Origin of the sequence: Cryocola sp. 340MFSha3.1 (assembly GCF_000383315.1) — a bacterium.
Lineage (GTDB): Bacteria > Actinomycetota > Actinomycetes > Actinomycetales > Microbacteriaceae > Leifsonia.
The window spans coordinates 554,862-574,047 of record NZ_KB911088.1 but is presented as its reverse complement, the minus strand read 5'-3'; the positions used below and the strand labels follow the sequence as shown (position 1 = coordinate 574,047).

Below are 19,186 nucleotides of genomic sequence, written 5' to 3'. Positions count from 1 at the left end.
GGTGCTGTGGTGCGGTGGTTCGGAGTTCGGTGGTTCAGAGGTCGATGGTGCAGTGTTCCAGGTCGCGGGGGCACGCGGTCAGCGGCTTCGCGCCGTCCTCCGTGACCAGCATGGAGTCGGAGATGCGGTAACCGGCATGCCCGGGAATGTAGACGCCCGGCTCGTTGGAGACGATCATCCCCGCTTCGAGCAGAGTCGGGTCGCCGTCCTCCAGCCACGGCGGCTCGTGCATCCCGAGCCCGATGCCGTGCCCCTGCCGATGGCGGAGGTACTCGCCGAGGCCCGCCTCCCGGATGACGTCGAGGCAGTCGGCGTTCGCCTGGCGGCACTCGCGGCCGGGCCGGATGGCGGAGGCGCCTGTGGCCTGCGCGAGCCGGACGGCGTCGTGGTAGCGCCGCTGGTCGGCGGTCGGCGTGCCGAGCACGAAGGTGCGCTCCCCCTCGACGAAGCGGCCGCCGACGGCGCAGCCGAGCGAGAGCATGAAGGTGTCGCCGGGCCGCAGTCGGTACCCGGACGGCAGCCCGTGCGGGTAGGCGGAGTTCGCGCCCGCGTAAACGAGACCGCCCGCGAGCGGCGACACGACGACGACATCGTCGTGCTCGGCGTACATCGTCGAGACGCCGACGCCGCCGACGTGCGAGGCGAGCTCCGCCTCGCTCGGCAGCTCGCCGCCGGCCGACACGCGCTCGCGGATCAGGGCGACGCCGGATTCGAGCATCAGGTCGGTGATGCGCGCCGCCTCGGCGTGCAGGGCGACCTCCTCGGGCAGCTTCACGTAGCGCGCCACGGTGACCAGCGGCGTCGCAACGGCCTCGCCTGCCTCGAGTTCCGCGAATGCAGCCGCCTGCCGCTCCCACGTCATCCCGGTCGAGAACCCCACGCGGCCGGCCCGCCCCACCCGGTCTGCGAGCGCGCGGAACGGCGGGAGGACCCCGGGGAACTCGGGATAGGACACCAGCTCTGCCCGGGCGGACTGGCGTTCCGCGTTCTCCCGCTCGAGCTCGGGGACGAGGAGGACCGTTCGGCCGTCCGCATCCATCCACACCGCCACCGGCCGTTCGCTCGGATGATGGAAGAAGCCGGTCAGGTAGGCGACGTCCTCCGGCGCGTCGGTCAGCAGGGCGTCGAGCCCCTCGGTGGCGAGCCGGGAGCGGACGCGGTTCTGGATGCGGTCGAGCGCGTCGGCGGTCAGCCGGGTGCGGAACACGGGTCTCCTTCGGATCAGCGGCGACGCGACTTGGGGTTGCGCGCGTCGTTGTAGGCGATGGACAGCAGTGTCGCCGAGAGCACGAGCAGCAGGATCGCGATGGACGGGAACAGGGTCAGCCACCAGGCGCTCGACATCGCGCCCGACTGCTGCGCCTCGTAGAGGATGCGCCCCCACGACCAGACATTCGGATCGCCCAGCCCGAGGAAGGCCAGGCCGGCGGCGGAGAGCACGGCGCGCGAGGCGGTGACGACGACCGAGACGACGATCACGGGAGTGACCGCCGGGACCACGTGCCGCACGATGATCCACAGCGGGGAGGAGGTCATCAGCCGGGCGGCGTCGACGTACGGGAGGCGCACGACGGTCAGCGCCTGCGACCGCACCAGACGCGTGACCTCCGGCCAGGAGAAGGCGGCGACGACGAGGATGATCGTGGTGGTGCTCGGTCCGACCAGCGCGGCGATGAGGATCATCAGCGGCAGCACCGGGAGCGACAGGGTCAGGTCGACGACGACGCTGATGAAGCCGTCGAGCCGGCGGAAGTACGCGCCGGCGACGGCGACGATGGTCCCGACGACGATGGCGATGGCGGAGGCCGCCACCGCGACCAGGATGCTCTGCTGCGACCCCCAGACCACCTCGCCGAACACATCCCGGCCGAGGCTGTCGGTGCCGAACCAATGGGCGCCGCTCGGCGGCGCGAGGACGGGGTCGCCGTAGCTCGGCGGATAGGGCGCGATCAGCGGGGCCGCGATCGCGACGATGGTGAGCAGGATGAGGACGGCGAGCGCCAGCATCCCGAGCGGCTCCCGGCGGAACGCCCGCCAGGTCTGCGCGGCCGCGCGGCCGTTCTCCAGGGCGACCGGCTCGATGCCGACCGCGGCCTCGGTGACTGCTGCCTGGGTCATGCCTTCTTCACTCTCGGGTCGAGGAATCCGTAGACGGTGTCGGTGATCATGTTCGCCACCACGACCGTGATGGCGAGCATCAGGAACGCGCCCTGCAGCACCGGGAAGTCGAGCTGCGTGACCGCCTCGTAGATCCCGCGGCCGATGCCCGGGTAGGCGAACACGGTCTCGGTGAGGACGGCGCCGCCGACGAGGAAGCCCAGCTGAAGCCCGATCAGCGTCGTGGTCGGGAGCAGCGCGTTCCGCAGGGCGTGCTTCCACAGCACACGGCGGTACGGGAGGCCGTTGGCCCGGGCCAGGGTCGTGTAGTCCTCCCCCAGCGCGTCGATCAACGTCGAGCGCATGGTGAGCACGTACGAGCCGAGCTGCACCAGCATGAGCGACACCGCCGGCAGGATGAGATGGCTGGCCACCGAGCCGTACCAGGCCATGCCGTAGGCGTCCTGGTCGTACGCTCCGCCGATCGGCAGCCAGTGCAGCATCAGCCCGAACACGAACAGCAGCAGCACGCCGATGCTCGGGACGAAGATGGACTGGCCGGTGACGCCGACGATCTGCACGACCTTGTCGAGGAAGCGGCCGCGGTGGGAGGCCGCCAGCACCCCGAGCGGGATGCCGACGGCCACCGTGAGCACCAGAGCGGTGCCGGTGAGCAGCAGTGTCCACGGGAGTCGCTGCATCAGCACGTCGAGCACAGGAATCGACTGCGTGAACGAGACCCCCAGGTTTCCCTGGACGAGCTGCCACAGATAGATGCCGTACTGCACGATCAGCGGCTGATCGAGCCCGTACTGCTGGAGCAGGGCCGCCCGCGTGTCCTCGGTCATGTTCGGGCTGGCGACCGCCAGCGCCGGGTCTCCGGGCAGCAGGCGCAGCAGGAGGAACGTCACGGTCACGGCGAACCAGATCGTGAGCACACCCCTCCCGAGCCTCGGGAGCAGGAACAGGAACCGGGACACGCGGGTCGGCCTCGCTTTCGGTTACTTGCCGGTCGGGTGCGCGCTGGCGACCGAGATCGGGTTGACGATGGACAGCAGCTCGCTGGGCTTCGAGACGAACCCGGTCCACTTCGAGCTGGACGCGAAGTACAGGTTCTGCGTGTACATGATGTTGTCGTACACGTTGTCCCGCACGATCTTCGCGGCCTCCCGCATCAGCTTCACCTTCTCCTTCTTGTCGGTGGTCGCGGCGCCCTGGGCGATCAGGTCGTTGAGCTTCGCGTCGTCGACGTAGCTGTAGTTGATGGCGCCTCCGGGGAGGTAGGCGAGCGTCATGTTCGTCACCGGGTCGTCCATGATGGCGAAGTTGCCGGCGTAGATGTCGAAGTCGCCCTTGTTGGTCATCGCGAGGTAGGTGTTCCGCTCGGTGCCCTGGAGCTCGATCGGGATGCCCGCCTTCGCCGCGCTGTCCTTGACGAGGGTCGCCCACTGCGAGGTGACGCTGTCCTGGAGCGAGTAGATCAGCCGGAACTTGACCGGGAACATCCCGTCGGAGCCGGCCGTGTATCCCGCCTCCTCCATCAGCGACCGCGCCTCGTCCGTGTCGAACGAGTACTCCTTGATGGACTTGTCGTAGTAGTCCTTCAGCACCGGCATCAGCGGGCTCGACCCGGTCGACACGGCCTGACCCTGCAGCACGACCTTGCGGATCGCGTCGTAGTCGACCGCGTGGGCGAGCGCCTGACGCACCTCGAGCTTCGCGAGAACCGGGTTCTTCATGTTGTAGGTCATGTGGGCGTAGCCCAGCCCGACCGCCTCGGTGACCGTGATGCCGCTCGTCGACTTCAGCTTCGCGACCTGCGCCGGGGGCAGCGCGTTGGCGATCGCATCCACTTCACCGCTCTGCAGCGCGAGGATCTCCGTGTTGACGTCCGGGAAGACCCGGTACACGACCTTGGCGGAGAGCGGCGTGCCGCCCTCGACCAGCGGGTAGTCGTCGACGCGGTCGAGCGTGTAGCTCTGCCCCACCTGCACCGCCGACAGCTTGTACGGTCCGGCGCTGACCCAGCCGCCGTCCTTGCCGTCGTTCGGGAACGTGGCGACCGAGTCGGCCTTCTCGAACACGTGCTTCGGGACGATGTTGCCCCAGAAGCCGATCTCGTCGACGATCGACGAATCCGGCTTGGTCAGGGTGAACTCGACCCGCGTCTTCGACACCGCCTTCGCCGTGTCGAGGTTGGCGAGCTGGCCGTAGAAGGTGCCGGAGGGCTTGTCCTTCTTCACCGCGTTCATCGTCCACGCGACGTCCTCCGCGGTGAGCGGCTGGCCGTCGCTCCACTTCATGTCGTCGCGGATCTCGTAGTACCCGGTGGTGTCGTTCACGTAACCCCACTTGGTGGCGAGCTGCGGCTTCTTCGAACCGTCGTTCGCGATCTCCAGCAGGTGCGGATACATGAGGTTGGTGATCCAGTAGTCGCTGCGGCTGTTGCCGACGAGCGGGTTGTAGTTGACGACATCGGTCGTCGTGGCGATTGTGAGCGTCGCCGAGCCGGCCGTGGCGGAGCTCGCCGCGGGCGGTGCGCTCGGCGCACACGCGCTCAGCGCCAGGGCCGCGACGGCGAGAGTGGCCGCCGCGACCGCGATCTTCCGTGGGCGCATCAGACCCACACCTCCTTCAGGACCCGAAGAGTGTTTCCACCCACGACGGCGCGGATCTCGTCGTCGGAGTAGTCGTGCTTCACCAGCCAGCCGATGATGTTGTAGAACTCCTCGGCCGGGTTCTCGAGGCCGTCGACGTACTCGACCTTCTCGTAGTCGACCTTCCCGTGCGCCTGCCCGAGGGACAGGTTGGACGCGAACGCGTCGTGCAGTCCGACGTGGTCGCCGAAGAGGGTGTCCGGTCCGAAGCTGACGTGCTCCAGGCCGACCAGGTCGACGCAGTACTGGAAGTGGTCCATGACCGATTCCAGCGAGTGACGCGGGTGCTGGGGCGACAGCGTCGTGTGCGGTGCGGCCTCGATGCCGATGACACCGCCGCGCTTGGCGCACTCGATGATCGTCTCGTCCGTCTTCATGCGGTTCGTCGGCCACAGGCCGCGGGCTCCCGCATGGGTGATGAAGACCGGCTTCGTGGAGGCCTTGATCGCATCCACCGCCGTGCGGTCGCCCGAGTGCGAGACGTCGATCGCGATGCCCAGCTTGTTCATCCGCTCGACGGCGCGTTCGCCGAAGTACGTCAGCCCGCCGTCACCGCGCTCCTTGAGCCCGGAGCCCAGGTAGTTCGCCTCCGAGTACGCGATGCCCATCTGGCGCACGCCGAAGCCGTACAGCACGTCGAGCCGGTCGACCTCGTTCTCGATCGGGGTCGCCGCCTCGAGGGCGAAGATGTGGGCGATGCGCCCGGTCTCGGCGGCGTACTCGATGTCCTTGATCGTCTCGCCCTTGATGACGAAGTCCTGGTGGGCCAGGTCGGCCATGCGGACGCCGAGGTCGAAGAGCACGTCCTGGTACTTCCAGCCGGCGTCGCTCGAGATGCAGCAGGTGCCGTCCATCCCGTTGTCGAAGACCGCCGTGATCCCCGAGCGCGAGAGGCCCTGGTAGCCGGTTGGTTCGCGGCCCTGGCGGATGTGGTCGCGGAGCTGGGTCATGTCTTCGGGGAAGACCTGCACGTGGTCGTGCAGGGAGATGACCGTCGACTCGGAGAGGAGGCGCGTCGTGCGCTCCGCCTGGTCGTCGCTGAGGTCGAGGCCGGCGTACTCGGGCACCCGGTTGATCTGCTTGGCGTAGCGGAACTCGCGGTAGTCCTTGCCGGCCTCCAGGTAGTCGTATGCGGTGTAGCCCGTGTAGCGCGGGGCGGGGTCGAGCACGCTGTCTCCTTCGTCCTGGTGAGGTTGAGGCCGCTGCGCAATCAGGCGCAACAGCAGCAAATCTCGCGGATATCCGGCGGCTGTGTCAACATTGATTTGAAAATTCGGCACGGATGTTTCCTGATTGAAACATTCCGGAAACGACTCACATGCGAGGATGTCGACGTGGACACATCGAACGCGCACAGCACCGACGTGCTGCAGGTACGCAATCTCTCCGTGGCCTTCACCGGCGGCGGCCCGGACATCCCCGCGGTTCGCGAGGTCGACCTCCGCGTCGGCCGGGGCGAGTTCGTGGCGCTCCTGGGCGAGTCCGGCTCAGGCAAGTCGGTCACCGCGCGGGCCATCATGGGCCTCGGCGAGGAGAACACCCGGGTCACGGCCGACGTGCTGCGCCTGGGCGACGTCGACCTGCTGTCCGTGAGCGAGGAGGCGCGCAGGCGACTCCGCGGCGAGCGCATCTCGCTCGTCCTGCAGGACGCCCTCTCGGCACTCAACCCGGTGATGACGATCGGCGACCAGATCGGCGAGCTCTTCCGCGTGCACCGCGGCGCCGGCCGGAAGGAGGCGCGCGCCCGGGCCTCGGAACTGCTCGCGCTCGTCGGCATCCCCGCCCCGGAGCGCCGGGTCGACGACTACCCGCACCAGTTCTCCGGTGGCATGCGTCAGCGCATCCTGATCGCCATGGCCATCGCCCTGGAGCCGGAACTCCTCATCGCGGACGAGCCGACGACCGCGCTCGACGTCACCGTGCAGGCGCAGATCCTCGACCTGCTGGGCTCGCTGCGCGACCGGCTCGGGATGGGCGTGCTCCTGATCACGCACGACCTGGGCGTCGTCATGGAGGTCGCCGACCGGGTGGCCGTCATGTACGCCGGCCGGATCGTGGAGTCCGGCGACGCCGACACGGTGTTCGCTCGCCCGGCGCACCCGTACACAGAGGCTCTCCTGCGGTCGGTTCCGCAGGCGGCGCAGCGCGGGTCGGATCTGCTCACCATCCCCGGGTCGCCGCCGAGTCCGGCGCGCGTCCCGTCCGGCTGCTCGTTCCATCCCTGCTGCCACCTGGCCGTCGAGGCCTGCCGCAGCATCCGTCCCCCGCTCGAAGAGGTCGCCCCCGGTCGGCGGGCGGCCTGCATCCGATCCGAGGAGCTCATCGGTGAACTCGTCCCCTGATACCCGCACCGTCATCGACTCCCGCGCCGGCGACCCGACCGCCCCGGAAGCCGAGGTCGTCCTCAGCGCGCACGGCCTCGTCCGCCGTTTCGCGACCGGCTCCGCGTTGCGGTCGGCGACCGTCTCGGCGGTCGACGGCATCTCGCTCGACCTGCACGCCGGCGAGATCCTCGGCATCGTCGGGGAGTCGGGATGCGGCAAGTCGACTCTCGCGCGCATGCTCGTCGGCCTCGAACGTCCCGATGAGGGCACGCTCGCGTACCGCGGCACCGACGTGGGACGCGGCCGCCGGCGCGACCGCAAGCACCTCCGCGAGGGGGTGCAGATGATCTTCCAGGACCCGTACGCCTCCCTCGACCCGCGCATGACGGTGCTCGACATCGTCACCGAGCCGATCGCCGCGGCCCACGCGATGAACCGCTCCGCTCGGCGCGCACGGGCCGTCGAGCTGCTTGAGCTGGTCGGACTCGGCGAGGACATGCTCACGCGCTTCCCGCACCAGTTCTCCGGCGGGCAGCGGCAGCGCATCGGCATCGCCCGCGCCCTGGCGCTCGACCCGGACGTCCTGGTCTGCGACGAACCGGTCTCCGCGCTCGACGTGTCGGTGCAGGCGCAGGTGATCAACCTGCTGGGCGACATCCGTCGCCGCCTCGGGGTGTCGATCGTGTTCATCGCTCACGATCTGTCCGTGGTCCGGCACATCGCCGACCGCGTGGCCGTCATGTACCTGGGCCGGATCGCAGAGCTCGGCGACACCGACGTGCTCTACGAGAGCCCGTCGCATCCCTACACCCAGGCGCTGCTGTCGGCGACGCCGACCGCCACCCGCGAGGGCCGTGGCCGCCTGGCGCAGCGGCGCATCCTCGCCGGGGAGCCGCCGTCGCCGGTGGACCCGCCGTCGGGCTGCCGTTTCAACCCGCGCTGCTGGATGGCGACCGACGAGTGCCGCACGGTAATCCCGCCGCTCCGCCCGCTCGACGGACCCGGCATTCCGCTGCGCGAGGTGGCCTGCCACCACGCCGAGGAGGCCGTCGGCCTCCCGGTCGCGTGACGCCCAGTCACCTTCGCCGCCTCTCCCTCCCGCGTCCCCTTCCCCACGCGCGAAACGGAGGATCCCACGCCCGCCGCGGCCAGAATCTCCTCCGATTCCGGCCTCGCGGCGGCGAGTCGCGCCGTTTCTCCTCCCTTCCTCCCAATCCCGTCGGCACGCCGGAATCGGAGGAGAATCCCTCCGCTGCGCCGATGTATCACCGGAAACGGAGGACGTCTTGACGCCGGCGGCCCGATCCACCTCCGTTCCGGACGACCGACCGCCGAACGTCCACCCGCCCGCCGTCGGTACGATGACCGCATGACGACCTCCTCCCCCGCGTGGGGCATCCTCGGAACGGGCGGCATCGCGGCCGCCATGACCCGCGACCTGCAGCTCGACGGCCACACCGTCGCCGCGGTCGGCTCCCGCACCCCGGAGGCGGCCGCGCAGTTCGCCGCCGCGCACGCCGTGCCCCGGTCGCACGGCAGCTATGAGGAGCTCGTCGCCGATCCGGATGTCGACATCGTCTACGTCGCGACGCCGCATCCGCAGCACGCCCCCAACGCCCTGCTCGCGCTCGCGGCCGGGAAGCACGTCCTCGTCGAGAAGCCGTTCACGATGAACGAGGCCGAAGCGCAGCAGATCGCCGACGCCGCCCGCGCGGGCGGACTGGTCGCGCTCGAGGCGATGTGGACGCGGTGGCTGCCCCACATGGAGCGCCTGCAGGAGATCATCAGCGACGGCACCCTCGGCGAGCTGCGCTCGGTCGTCGCCCACCACGTCCAGCTCACGAACCCCGACCCGGCCGCCCGGATGCTGAACCCGGCGCTCGGCGGCGGCGCGCTGCTCGATCTCGGCATCTACCCGGTGTCGTTCGCGTGGGATGTGCTGGGCGCACCGAACCAGGTGCTCGCCCTGTCGACACCGACCGCGACCGGCGTCGACCGCCAGACGTCCATCCTGCTCGGTTACGAGAGCGGCGCTCAGGCGGCGCTCACCACCGAGCTGGACGCCGCGGGCGACAACAGCGCCACCGTCATCGGGACGGACGCGCGGGTCGAGCTCGCCGCGACCTTCTACGCGCCCACCTCCTTCCGGGTCGTCGACCCGAAGGGCCACGTCATCGAGACGTACGAGTCGCGCATCGACGGGCGCGGGATGCAGTACCAGGCGCGCGCGATCGAGCGGCTGATCGCGGCAGGAGGGGGAGAGGATGTTCGCCTGCCTCTCTCGCAGTCGGTCGCCATCATGGGCACGCTCGACACCATCCGGGAGCGCATCGGCCTCGTCTACGGCTGAGGCGCGACCCGGCCGCCCACCGCTCTTCCCCGTTCCCGTCGCCCGGCGTTAGAGTGCGCGTGGAGCGCACGGCGATCCGCGGCCCGCGGGCCGCTGGCCCGGCGGGAAGGAGCGTCATCGATGACCGATCTCACGGGGAGGCGCGCGCTGGTCACCGGCGGCGCCAGCGGCATCGGGCTCGCCTGCGCCCAGGCGTTCGCGGCCGCGGGCGCACGGGTGACGATCGCCGACCTGAACGGCGACGCGGCGCGCGAGGTCGCGGCGCGGCTCGGCGGCGACGCCTGGGAGGTGGACCTGTCGATGACCGGCGAGCTGGCCGACGCGGCTGCCGACGCGTCAGCGGACGTCGACATCCTCGTGAACAACGCCGGCATCCAGCACGTCCGCCCGATCCCCGAGTTCGAGCCGGAGACGTTCGCCCTGATGCTGCGGATCATGGTGGAGGCTCCGTTCCTCCTCATCCGCGCGGCGCTGCCCGGGATGTACGAGCGGGGCTTCGGCCGGATCGTCAACATCTCCAGCGTCCACGGCCTGCGGGCGTCCGAGTTCAAGTCGGCGTACGTCACCGCCAAGCACGCCCTGGAGGGGCTCTCGAAGACGACCGCGCTCGAGGGCGGAGCGCACGGCGTCACCTCCAACTGCATCAATCCCGGCTACGTCCGCACCCCGCTCGTCGAGAAGCAGATCGCCGACCAGGCGCGTCTGCACGGCATCCCGGAGGACGAGGTGGTCGAGAAGGTGATGCTGACCGAGGCGTCGATCAAGCGCCTGGTGGAGCCGACCGAAGTGGCGAGTCTGGCGCTCTGGCTCGCCGGTGACGACGCGGGCATGGTCACCGGTGCGAGCTACACGATGGACGGCGGGTGGAGCGCCCGGTGATGACCGCGACGGAGTACACGCCGTTCGCGGTCCCGGTCGACGGCGGCGACCTCGCCGGCGGTGTGTGGCATCCGGACGCCGAGGGGATGCCGATCCTCGCCATCCACGGCATCACGGCCAGTCACCGCGCCTGGCTGCTCGCCGCCGACGCGCTTCCGCACCGGCTGATCGCGCCGGACCTGCGCGGGCGCGGCCGCAGCTCCGGGCTCCCGGCCCCGTTCGGGCTCACGCAGCACGCCGACGATCTGGCCAGGGCACTGGATGCGCTCGCGGTCGACCGGGTGGTGGCCGCGGGTCACTCCATGGGCGGCTTCGTCGCGGTCCGCTTCGCCGAACGCCACCCGGACCGGGTCGAGAGGCTGGTGCTGATCGACGGCGGCCTGCCCGTCCCCGCTCCCGAGGGTGTTCCGCCCGAGGACCTCCCGGCCGTGATCCTTGGCCCGGCTCTCGAGCGTCTGCGGATGCGGTTCGCGTCGCCGGAGGAGTACGAGGCGTTCTGGCGGCGGCATCCCGCGATCGGTCCGTGGTGGAACGCCGCCATCGCCGACTACGTCGCGTACGACCTCGTCGGCGACGCGCCGGAGCTGCGGTCGAGCGCCGACCCCGACGCCGTGTCCGTGAACGCGCTCGAGCTCGACGGGTCGGCCGGGTACGCCGAGGCGCTGGCCGCCCTCCGCCTCCCGATCGACTTCGTGCGCGCACCGCGCGGCCTCCTCGACGGACCGCCGCTCTACGACCCCGCCGTCATCGACGAGTGGCGGGAGCGCCTGCCCGGGATGCGCATCCACGAGGCCCACGACGTGAACCACTACACGATCCTCATGACCGATGCCGGCCTGCGGCAGGTCCTCCCCGTCCTCGACCCGAAGGAGACACCCCGATGAGTGGAACGCTGCTGCCCGGCATCGACGCCCGCGCCGTCCGCACCTCCCGTTACACCGCCAACGTGCTGGAGCGCCCGGCCGCGGGCGACCCGCTCCGTACCGTGCTGTTCGTGCACGGAAACGTCTCGTCGTCCTTGTTCTGGCAGCCGCTCATGCTGTCGCTGCCGGAGGGCGTGCGCGCGCTCGCGGTCGACCTCCGCGGGTTCGGCGACAGCGAGACCCTCCCGGTGGATGCGACCCGCGGCGTCCGCGACTTCTCCGACGACGTCGCGGCGGTGGCGGACGAGCTCGATCTCGGCGCGGTGCACGTGGTCGGCTGGAGCCTCGGCGGCGGCGTGGTCATGCAGCTGCTGCTCGATCGGCCGGACCTCGTCGCGAGCCTCACCCTGGTCTCCCCCGTCTCCCCCTACGGCTTCGGCGGGACGGCCGCCGACGGCAGCCTGCTCAACCCGGACGCGTCGGGCACGGGAGGCGGCGGCGCCAACCCGGACTTCGTGGCGCGCTTGGCGGCCGGGGACACCGGCGAGGAATCGCCGACGTCGCCGCGCGCCGTGTACCGCTCCTCCTACGTCGCACCCGGGTTCGTCTCCGAGTACGAGGACCTCTGGGTGGAGTCGATGCTCTCCACGGCGACCGGCCCCGACAACTACCCCGGCGATGCGAGCGCGTCGGAGCACTGGCCGGGATTCGCGCCGGGCACGCGCGGCATCCTCAACACCCTGGCCCCGATGTACTTCGACACCTCGGGCATCGTGGATGCGCAGGCCAAGCCGCCCATCCTGTGGATCCACGGCGCGGTCGACGCGATCGTCGGCGACGCCTCCTTCTTCGACCTCAACCAGCTGGGCGCCGCGGGCATCATCCCGGGGTGGCCGGGCGATCAGGTCGCTCCGCCGCAGCCGATGCTCGTCCAGACGCGCGCTGTGCTCGACCGCTACGCCGCGGCCGGAGGCACCACGCGCGAGGTCGTGTTCGAGGACTGCGGGCACTCCGCCCACATCGAGAAGCCGGACGAGTTCCGCGCCGAGCTGCTCGCTTGGATCGGCTGAGTACTCACGACTCGGCCGCGGCACCCGGGGCCGGCGCGGCGTCGAGCGTGCCGCGGCGGAGTCCGAGGAGCCCCTCGACCGCGTGGGCGAGGACGGGCCCGCGGTCGCCGCCCGCGCCCCAGCGGACCAGGGCCTGCGCGTTGAGGCCGTCGATCATGCCGAGCAGCTGCCACGCGGCCTGCGCCGGGTCGTCGGCGTGGAAGACCCCGGCTGCGACACCGCGCTCGACGACGTCGAGGATGAGCGCCTGCCAGGCGTCCATCTGGTCGCGCACGGCGGCGGCGAGCGCGTCGTTCCGCCGGCCGAGCGCCCAGGCCTCGACCCAGACGAGGGTGACATCGTCGCGGGTGCCGTCGAGCAGCGTCCGCAGCAGCGCGGCGAGGCGCGCCGTCGGGTCGACTTCCCGATCGAGGAGGGCACGCACCTCCTCCAATTCGGCGGCGACGACCGCGGCGAAGGCGGAGGCGACCAGCTCATCCATCACCGGGTGGTAGTGCGCGACCAGGGCGGGAGCGACCCCGGCGCGACCGGCGACGCCGCGCATGGTCACCGCGGTGAGCCCGTCGGTGAGCGCGAGGTCGCGGGCGGCCGCCGAGAGTTCGGCACGACGTTCCGCGGGCGGGCGGCGGGGTGCTCTTGACATGGTCCGCCCAGTATAGGTACGGTCGCCTCAGATATTGATCATTCGATCAACACTCGTCGCCGACCGCGGAGGACACCGATGACCTGGCGCATGCCCGCAGAGACCGCACCGCACGAGCGCACCTGGATGGCGTTCCCCCGCGCCGGCCTGACTCTCGGCGACGACGCCGCATCAGCCGAGGAGGCTTACGCGTCGTGGACCGCCGTCGCCCACGCGGTCGCCGAGTACGAGCCGATCACGATGGTCGTCGACCCCACCGAGCGCGACCGCGCCCGCCGCATGCTCGGCAGCCACGTCGAACAGGTCGAAGCCCCGCTCGACGAGTTCTGGATGCGCGACTTCGGCCCCACCTTCGTGGTCGACGACGAGCGGCCGGGTGTGCTCGGGGCCGTCGACTGGACGTTCAACGGCTGGGGCGACCCCGAGTGGGCGGAGTGGCACAAGTCGGCCGAGATCGCCCGCTTCGTCGCCGAGCGCACCGGCGCCGAGCTGATCAGCTCGCTCCTGGTCAACGAGGGCGGCGGCATCCACGTCGACGGCGAAGGCACCGTGCTGTTGACCGAGACCGTCCAGCTCGACCCGCGGCGCAATCGCTACGCCGACAAGGAGCGGGTGGAGGCCGAGCTCGCCCGCACGATCGGCGCGACGCACGCCGTCTGGCTTCCGCGCGGCCTCACCCGCGACTACGACGACTTCGGGACGAACGGCCACGTCGACATCGTCGCCACCATCCCCTCCCCCGGCCGGCTGCTGCTGCACGACCAGCGCGACCCCGAGCATCCCGACCACCTGGTGTCACGCGAGCTGCGCGCCCTGCTCTCCGGCACGACGGATGCAGCCGGACGCAGCTGGGACATCATCGACCTGCCCGCCCCCGCCACGCTTCGGGACGAGGAGGGCTTCGTCGACTGGAGCTACGTCAACCACCTCGTCGTCAACGACGGCATCGTGGCGTGCGGTTTCGGCGAGGAGCGCGCGGACGCGGAAGCCACCGAGATCCTCGAGGCCGCGTACCCCGGCCGGCGGGTGACGATGGTCGACTCGCGCCCGATCTTCCAGCGCGGCGGCGGCATCCACTGCATCACACAGCAGCAGCCAGCCGTGGCCCCGGCAGCGCAGGACGCCCGATGACCTTCGACGTCGTCGAGACGCCCATCGCCGAGCTGCGGCGAGCACTGGAGGCCGGCGAGACCACGAGCGAGGAGCTGGTCACCGCCTACCTCGCCCGGATCGACGCGTACGACGCGGCCGGCCCGCGCCTCAACGCGGTGGTGGTCCGCAACCCGGACGCGCTCGCGGAGGCGCGCGCCTCCGACGCCCGGCGGTCGCGCGGCGAGACGCTCGGACCGCTCGACGGCATCCCGTACACCGCGAAGGACAGCTACCTGGCGCGCGGGCTCACCGCGGCGGCCGGTTCCCCGGCGTTCGAGCACCTGGTCGCCCAGCGCGACGCGTTCACGATCGAGCGCCTGCGCGCCGGGGGCGCCATCCTCCTCGGCCTCACCAACATGCCGCCGATGGCGAACGGCGGGATGCAGCGCGGCGTCTACGGGCGCGCCGAGTCCCCCTACAACGGCGACTACCTCACCGCCGCGTTCGGCTCCGGTTCGTCGAACGGCTCCGGCACGGCCACCGCAGCAAGCTTCGCGGCGTTCGGCCTCGGCGAGGAGACGTGGTCGTCAGGGCGCGCCCCCGCATCCAATAACGCACTGTGCGCCTACACGCCGTCGCGCGGCATCATCTCGGTGCGCGGCAACTGGCCCCTGGTGCCGACGATGGATGTGGTGGTGCCGCACACGCGCACCGTCGCCGATCTGCTCGAGGTGCTCGACGTGATCGTGGCCGACGACCCGGAGACCCGCGGGGACTTCTGGCGCGCGCAGCCGTGGGTGCCGATCCCGCGGGCGTCGGAGCTGCGGCCCGCGTCGTATCCCGCCCTCGCCGGGAGCGCCTCGCTCGCCGGACGGCGGTTCGGCGTGCCGCGGATGTACATCAACGCCGACCCGGAGGCGGGCACAGGCGACGGCGGACCGAGCGGCCGCGGTGGCATCGGGGGCGCGACCGGTCAGCGGATCGAGACGCGCCCGTCCGTCATCGCGCTGTGGGAGCGCGCCCGCCGCGACCTGGAGGCGGCCGGCGCGACGGTCGTCGAGGTCGACTTCCCGGCGGTCAGCAACTACGAGGGCGACCGGGCCGGCGCACCCTCCATCGCGACGCGCGGCCTGGTCAGCCCCGAGTTCCTGCGGCGAGAGATCGTCGACCTGTCGGCGTGGGCGTGGGACGACTTCCTCGCCGCCAACGGCGACCCGGCGCTCCGGACTCTCGCCGACGTCGACGGCGAGCGCATCTTCCCTCACCCGGAGGGCGCCCTGCCGGACCGCTACGACGGCTTCGAGGACGACATCGCCGACTACCCCGCCTGGGTGCGCGCGCATCCCGGCACGGCCCTCGCCGACATCCCCGAGCTGGCCGACGGCCTGCGCGGCCTCGAGGAGACCCGGCGCGTCGACCTGGAGGAGTGGATGGACGGGCTCGGTCTCGACGCCGTCGTCTTCCCCGCCGTCGCCGACGTGGGGCCGGCCGACATGGACGTCAACCCGGACTCGGCCGACCTCGGCTGGCGCAACGGCGTCTGGGTCGCGAACGGCAACCTCGTGCCGCGGCACCTCGGCATCCCGACCGTGACCGTGCCGATGGGCACGATGGACGACATCGGGATGCCGGTCGGACTCACCTTCGCCGGCCGCGCCTACGACGATGCCCGGCTTCTCGCCCTCGCCGCGGCGTTCGAGGCGACCGGCGAGCGGCGCACCGAGCCGTCGCGCACACCGCGCCTCGGGTAGCACCGGCCAGCCTCCTCGGGGTCCGTCGCGCGGTGGATGCGGATGGGCCTCGCGGGGGACGCGGCCACCCGCGCCGCCCGGCGAGGCTGAAGGCATGCATTCCTCGAAGTCCCGACTGTTCGGCGCCGCCCTGTCGGTGGCCGCCGCATCCGTCGCCCTCAGCGCCGTCCTCGCCGGCTGCACCTCTGCGCCCACCGGTTCCCTCGCGCAGCCGGCGAGTGCGGGCGGGTCAGTGGTCGAAAGCGGCGGCCTCACCGATGACGACGGATACATCGCGGACGGCACGTCCCTTCCCCTCGACAGCGACCTGCCCGCGGTCACCCGGCTCGACCCGGACCTCCGCTCCGCACTGGAGGACGCGCAGTCCGCGATGGAGGCCGAGGGCAGCGGGTCCGCCATCACCATCGCCGACGGCTGGCGTTCCGAGCGGTACCAGGAGCACTTGTTCGCGCAGGCGGTGAAGCAATACGGCAGCGAGGAGGAGGCCGAGAAGTGGGTGAAGCGCGGCAGCGACTCCGCCCACGTCCGCGGCGAGGCGGTCGACATCGCCGACGCCGGCGCGATGGATTACCTCAACCGCTTCGGCTCCGAGTGGGGGCTCTGCCAGGTCTACGCGAACGAGGCCTGGCACTTCGAGCTGCGCACGGCGCCGGGCGGCACCTGCCCGCCGCAGTCGCCCGACGGTCGCGGCTGAGGCCCCCGACCGCGGCTGAGCGCGGTGCCTCAGCGTGCGATGCCGACGGCGGCGCGCTCGGTGTCCGCCCGGCCCAGGCTCGCCAGCATCGCCGCCGCGAGATCCGCCCGGGACACCGTCATGCCGCGAGGGACGGAACCGCCGATGCGCGTTCGATACCGACCCGTCGCGGGCCCGTTCGTGAGCATCGGCGGCCGGAATGCCGTCCACACGCTGTCCGAGGCAGCGAGCTCGGCCTCCATCTCGCGCAGGTCGTCGTACACCGGCCGCAGCACGCGACCGATGAGGGGCAGGGCAACGCGTCGGCTGATGAAGCTGTCGTCCGCGGGCGGAGGTCCGACCGGCGCTGCGCTGATGACGACGATGCGGCCGGGGCGGGCGGCGAGGATCGCCCGCGTGGCAGGCGCCGCGACGGGCGCATCCGCGCGGGATCGCGGGCCGATCGCGGAGAGCACGGCGTCCGACCCGGCGATCGCGTCCCGGACGGCGGCCGTATCGGAGAGGTCGGGGACGATGACCGGGGTGACTCGCGGGTCGGTCTCGGCCGGGCGGCGGAGGACGACCGCGACCTCGTCGCCTCGATCCAGCGCTTGCCGGACGAGCTGGCTGCCGGTGCGCCCGCTGGCGCCGAAGACGGTGAGCTTCATGTAGGCATGCTAGATGATAATCACACTGCCGTGCAATCACTCGTTGGTACGATCGAGGGATGTCGTCCTCCGAGACCCCGCGGCCCGAGGCTGTGCCCGCGCTCGAGACCCGGGCCAGCTTCCTCGTGTCGCAACTCGGCCTGCAGAGCGCCCAGCGGTTCACCGCGGCTCTCGCCCCACTCGGCATCACCCCGAACCGGTTCGGGGTGCTCGTGCATCTCGCCCGTCAGGAGGGCCGCACGCAGCAAGAGCTCGCGACGGCTCTCGGCCTGCACCGCAATTCCATGGTCGGGATGATCGACGACCTGGAGGAGCGCGGCCTGGTCGAGCGTCGCCGCCACCCGGACGACCGCCGTGCGTACGCCATCCACCTCACTCCCGCGGCGCGCGCCGTGCTCGAGGCCGGCGATCGCCTGGCCGACGAGCAGGAGGAGGCGATGCTCGCGCCTCTCGACGCGGGAGAACGCGCTGCGCTCGTCGAGACTCTCACCCGCCTCGTCGCCGCAGCCGGCTACCGGGCCGGTGTGCACCCGGGTCTCGACGGCCGCCACTGACGTTCCCCACCCCACGATTTGCGCCAAATCGCGGTTATGGGAGCCGCATTACCGCGATTTGGCGCAAATCTCGGTCCCGGGCCCGGGTGAGGCGGCCGATAAGCTGGGTGCGTGTCCAAGGTTCTGAGCAGTCTGCCCGTCGGTGAACGAGTCGGCATCGCGTTCTCGGGAGGTCTCGACACCTCCTGCGCGGTCGCCTGGATGCGCGAGAAAGGCGCCGTGCCCTGCACGTACACCGCCGACATCGGCCAGTACGACGAGCCCGACATCGACGCGGTCCCCGGCCGCGCGAAGGAGTACGGCGCCGAGATCGCCCGGCTCGTCGACGCCAAGCGTGCGCTCGTCGAGGAGGGCCTGATCGCCCTCCAGTGCGGCGCCTTCCACATCCGCTCTGCGGGCAAGACCTACTTCAACACCACCCCCCTCGGTCGCGCGGTGACCGGCGTCATGCTGGTGCGCGCGATGATGGACGACGGGGTCGAGATCTGGGGCGACGGCTCCACCTACAAGGGCAACGACATCGAGCGGTTCTACCGCTACGGCCTCATCGCCAACCCGCGCCTGCGCATCTACAAGCCGTGGCTCGACTCCGCCTTCGTGGAGGAGCTCGGCGGCCGCACCGAGATGAGCGAGTGGCTCGTCGCCCGCGGGTTCCCGTACCGCGACCCGAGCGAGAAGGCCTACTCGACCGACGCGAACATCTGGGGCGCCACCCACGAGGCGAAGCGCCTGGAGGAGCTGGATGCCGGGCTCGACATCGTCGACCCGATCATGGGCGTCGCCGCCTGGCGCGACGACGTCGATGTCACCCCCGAGACGGTGTCCGTCCGTTTCGAGGCCGGTCGCCCTGTCGCCATCAACGGCGTCGAGTTCGACGACCCGGTGGCCCTGGTGCTCGAGGCGAACGCGATCGGCGGCCGCCACGGCCTCGGCGCATCCGACCAGATCGAGAACCGCATCATCGAGGCCAAGAGCCGCGGAATCTACGAGGCGCCGGGCATGGCCCTGCTCCACATCGCCTACGAGCGGCTGCTCAACGCCATCCACAACGAGGACACGGTGGCGAACTACCATAACGAGGGGCGCCGCCTCGGCCGCCTGATGTACGAGGGCCGCTGGCTCGACCCGCAGTCGCTGATGCTGCGCGAGTCGCTGCAGCGCTGGGTCGGCTCCGCCATCACCGGCGAGGTCACCGTGCGCCTGCGTCGCGGCGACGACTACACGATCCTCGACACGACCGGCCCCAACCTCAGCTACCACCCGGAGAAGCTGTCGATGGAGCGCGTCGGCAACTCGGCGTTCGGCCCGGGCGACCGCATCGGCCAGCTGACCATGCGCAACCTCGACATCGCCGATTCCCGTTCGCGGCTCGAGCAGTACGCCGCAGCCGGGCTCATCGGCGGTCCGACCGGCGCTCTGGTCGGCGAGCTGGAGGAGGGTCGCGCGCGTTCGATCCTCGAAGGCGTCGAGCCCGTGGATGAGGAGCTTTCGCGCGAGATCGACCTCAGCTCCGAGGGCGCGGCGTTCGACTCCGGCACCGACTGAGGCGAACACCCGCGCGCATC

At 71.1% G+C, this 19,186-nt stretch carries 18 protein-coding genes; 11 read left to right on the top strand and 7 right to left on the bottom strand.

Annotation, left to right across the window (positions count from 1 at the left end; translation table 11 throughout):
* Nucleotides 1–34: 34 nt before the first annotated feature.
* Genes H284_RS0113760 through H284_RS0113740 form a run of 5 tightly spaced genes read right to left on the bottom strand, consistent with a single transcriptional unit; the run spans nucleotide 35 to nucleotide 5,923 of the window.
* Complete coding sequence (locus tag H284_RS0113760; RefSeq protein ID WP_018192258.1) at nucleotides 35–1,207, bottom strand: M24 family metallopeptidase; 1,173 nt, start codon at nucleotides 1,205–1,207, stop codon at nucleotides 35–37.
* A 14-nt stretch (nucleotides 1,208–1,221) separates the two neighbouring features.
* Nucleotides 1,222–2,118, bottom strand: a complete 897-nt coding sequence (locus H284_RS0113755; protein WP_018192259.1) for an ABC transporter permease — start codon at nucleotides 2,116–2,118, stop codon at nucleotides 1,222–1,224.
* Nucleotides 2,115–3,077, bottom strand: coding sequence for an ABC transporter permease (locus tag H284_RS0113750; protein ID WP_018192260.1), 963 nt, complete (start codon nucleotides 3,075–3,077; stop codon nucleotides 2,115–2,117). Before H284_RS0113750 ends, H284_RS0113755 begins: the two co-directional genes overlap by 4 nt.
* 21 nt (nucleotides 3,078–3,098) lie before the next feature.
* Nucleotides 3,099–4,715 (bottom strand): ABC transporter substrate-binding protein, encoded by a 1,617-nt coding sequence (locus H284_RS0113745; protein WP_018192261.1) that lies wholly within the window; start codon nucleotides 4,713–4,715, stop codon nucleotides 3,099–3,101.
* On the bottom strand, nucleotides 4,715–5,923 hold the full coding sequence (locus H284_RS0113740) for a dipeptidase (RefSeq protein ID WP_018192262.1): 1,209 nt from the start codon (nucleotides 5,921–5,923) through the stop codon (nucleotides 4,715–4,717). Before H284_RS0113740 ends, H284_RS0113745 begins: the two co-directional genes overlap by 1 nt.
* 165 nt (nucleotides 5,924–6,088) lie before the next feature.
* On the opposite strand from H284_RS0113740, the gene H284_RS0113735 reads away from it, so the two are divergent.
* The 6 genes from H284_RS0113735 (at nucleotide 6,089) to H284_RS0113705 (ending at nucleotide 12,240) form a co-directional block, all read left to right on the top strand.
* Nucleotides 6,089–7,096: an ABC transporter ATP-binding protein gene (locus tag H284_RS0113735; protein WP_020076709.1), complete on the top strand. Its 1,008-nt coding sequence runs from the start codon at nucleotides 6,089–6,091 to the stop codon at nucleotides 7,094–7,096.
* Complete coding sequence (locus tag H284_RS0113730) at nucleotides 7,080–8,147, top strand: ABC transporter ATP-binding protein (RefSeq protein ID WP_020076708.1); 1,068 nt, start codon at nucleotides 7,080–7,082, stop codon at nucleotides 8,145–8,147. The genes H284_RS0113735 and H284_RS0113730 overlap by 17 nt, the downstream gene beginning before the upstream one ends.
* Nucleotides 8,148–8,447: 300 nt before the next feature.
* Nucleotides 8,448–9,428 carry a Gfo/Idh/MocA family protein gene (locus H284_RS0113720; protein ID WP_018192265.1) on the top strand — a complete coding sequence of 327 codons (981 nt, stop codon included), beginning with the start codon at nucleotides 8,448–8,450 and terminating at the stop codon, nucleotides 9,426–9,428.
* A 120-nt stretch (nucleotides 9,429–9,548) separates the two neighbouring features.
* A complete protein-coding gene (locus H284_RS0113715) occupies nucleotides 9,549–10,307 on the top strand; it encodes a 3-hydroxybutyrate dehydrogenase (RefSeq protein WP_020076707.1) in 759 nt (252 codons plus the stop codon).
* Nucleotides 10,307–11,191, top strand: coding sequence for an alpha/beta hydrolase (locus H284_RS0113710; RefSeq protein WP_231371297.1), 885 nt, complete (start codon nucleotides 10,307–10,309; stop codon nucleotides 11,189–11,191). The genes H284_RS0113715 and H284_RS0113710 overlap by 1 nt, the downstream gene beginning before the upstream one ends.
* Nucleotides 11,188–12,240, top strand: a complete 1,053-nt coding sequence (locus H284_RS0113705) for an alpha/beta hydrolase (protein WP_020076705.1) — start codon at nucleotides 11,188–11,190, stop codon at nucleotides 12,238–12,240. Before H284_RS0113710 ends, H284_RS0113705 begins: the two co-directional genes overlap by 4 nt.
* Nucleotides 12,241–12,244: 4 nt before the next feature.
* Here the strand turns inward: H284_RS0113705 and H284_RS20290 are convergent, their stop codons facing one another.
* Nucleotides 12,245–12,883: a TetR/AcrR family transcriptional regulator gene (locus tag H284_RS20290; protein WP_020076704.1), complete on the bottom strand. Its 639-nt coding sequence runs from the start codon at nucleotides 12,881–12,883 to the stop codon at nucleotides 12,245–12,247.
* Between the two features lie 78 nt (nucleotides 12,884–12,961).
* On the opposite strand from H284_RS20290, the gene H284_RS0113695 reads away from it, so the two are divergent.
* The 3 genes from H284_RS0113695 to H284_RS0113685 all read left to right on the top strand — a co-directional run bounded on the left by H284_RS0113695 (nucleotide 12,962) and on the right by H284_RS0113685 (nucleotide 16,420).
* Nucleotides 12,962–14,014: an agmatine deiminase family protein gene (locus H284_RS0113695; protein WP_020076703.1), complete on the top strand. Its 1,053-nt coding sequence runs from the start codon at nucleotides 12,962–12,964 to the stop codon at nucleotides 14,012–14,014.
* Nucleotides 14,011–15,726, top strand: coding sequence for an amidase (locus H284_RS0113690; protein ID WP_020076702.1), 1,716 nt, complete (start codon nucleotides 14,011–14,013; stop codon nucleotides 15,724–15,726). The genes H284_RS0113695 and H284_RS0113690 overlap by 4 nt, the downstream gene beginning before the upstream one ends.
* A 94-nt stretch (nucleotides 15,727–15,820) precedes the next feature.
* On the top strand, nucleotides 15,821–16,420 hold the full coding sequence (locus H284_RS0113685; protein ID WP_020076701.1) for a M15 family metallopeptidase: 600 nt from the start codon (nucleotides 15,821–15,823) through the stop codon (nucleotides 16,418–16,420).
* A gap of 29 nt (nucleotides 16,421–16,449) precedes the next feature.
* Here H284_RS0113685 and H284_RS0113680 read toward each other — a convergent pair whose 3' ends face one another.
* Nucleotides 16,450–17,067, bottom strand: coding sequence for an NAD(P)-dependent oxidoreductase (locus tag H284_RS0113680; protein ID WP_020076700.1), 618 nt, complete (start codon nucleotides 17,065–17,067; stop codon nucleotides 16,450–16,452).
* Between the two features lie 59 nt (nucleotides 17,068–17,126).
* Here H284_RS0113680 and H284_RS0113675 point away from each other — a divergent pair, with 59 nt between their 5' ends.
* Nucleotides 17,127–17,621: a MarR family winged helix-turn-helix transcriptional regulator gene (locus tag H284_RS0113675; RefSeq protein WP_020076699.1), complete on the top strand. Its 495-nt coding sequence runs from the start codon at nucleotides 17,127–17,129 to the stop codon at nucleotides 17,619–17,621.
* Between the two features lie 111 nt (nucleotides 17,622–17,732).
* Nucleotides 17,733–19,166, top strand: a complete 1,434-nt coding sequence (gene argG / locus H284_RS0113670) for an argininosuccinate synthase (protein ID WP_018192275.1) — start codon at nucleotides 17,733–17,735, stop codon at nucleotides 19,164–19,166.
* The last annotated feature ends 20 nt before the right edge of the window (nucleotides 19,167–19,186 follow it).

Bases quoted from the DNA above. Each gene is read 5' to 3' on its own strand.
- H284_RS0113695 (WP_020076703.1), top strand. From the start codon at position 12,962: ATGACCTGGCGCATGCCCGCAGAGACCGCACCGCACGAGCGCACCTGG.
- H284_RS0113685 (WP_020076701.1), top strand. From the start codon at position 15,821: ATGCATTCCTCGAAGTCCCGACTGTTCGGCGCCGCCCTGTCGGTGGCC.
- H284_RS0113755 (WP_018192259.1), bottom strand. From the start codon at position 2,118: ATGACCCAGGCAGCAGTCACCGAGGCCGCGGTCGGCATCGAGCCGGTC.
- H284_RS0113705 (WP_020076705.1), top strand. From the start codon at position 11,188: ATGAGTGGAACGCTGCTGCCCGGCATCGACGCCCGCGCCGTCCGCACC.
- H284_RS0113680 (WP_020076700.1), bottom strand. From the start codon at position 17,067: ATGAAGCTCACCGTCTTCGGCGCCAGCGGGCGCACCGGCAGCCAGCTC.
- H284_RS0113690 (WP_020076702.1), top strand. From the start codon at position 14,011: ATGACCTTCGACGTCGTCGAGACGCCCATCGCCGAGCTGCGGCGAGCA.
- H284_RS20290 (WP_020076704.1), bottom strand. From the start codon at position 12,883: ATGTCAAGAGCACCCCGCCGCCCGCCCGCGGAACGTCGTGCCGAACTC.
- H284_RS0113715 (WP_020076707.1), top strand. From the start codon at position 9,549: ATGACCGATCTCACGGGGAGGCGCGCGCTGGTCACCGGCGGCGCCAGC.
- H284_RS0113675 (WP_020076699.1), top strand. From the start codon at position 17,127: ATGTCGTCCTCCGAGACCCCGCGGCCCGAGGCTGTGCCCGCGCTCGAG.
- H284_RS0113745 (WP_018192261.1), bottom strand. From the start codon at position 4,715: ATGCGCCCACGGAAGATCGCGGTCGCGGCGGCCACTCTCGCCGTCGCG.
- H284_RS0113720 (WP_018192265.1), top strand. From the start codon at position 8,448: ATGACGACCTCCTCCCCCGCGTGGGGCATCCTCGGAACGGGCGGCATC.
- H284_RS0113710 (WP_231371297.1), top strand. From the start codon at position 10,307: ATGACCGCGACGGAGTACACGCCGTTCGCGGTCCCGGTCGACGGCGGC.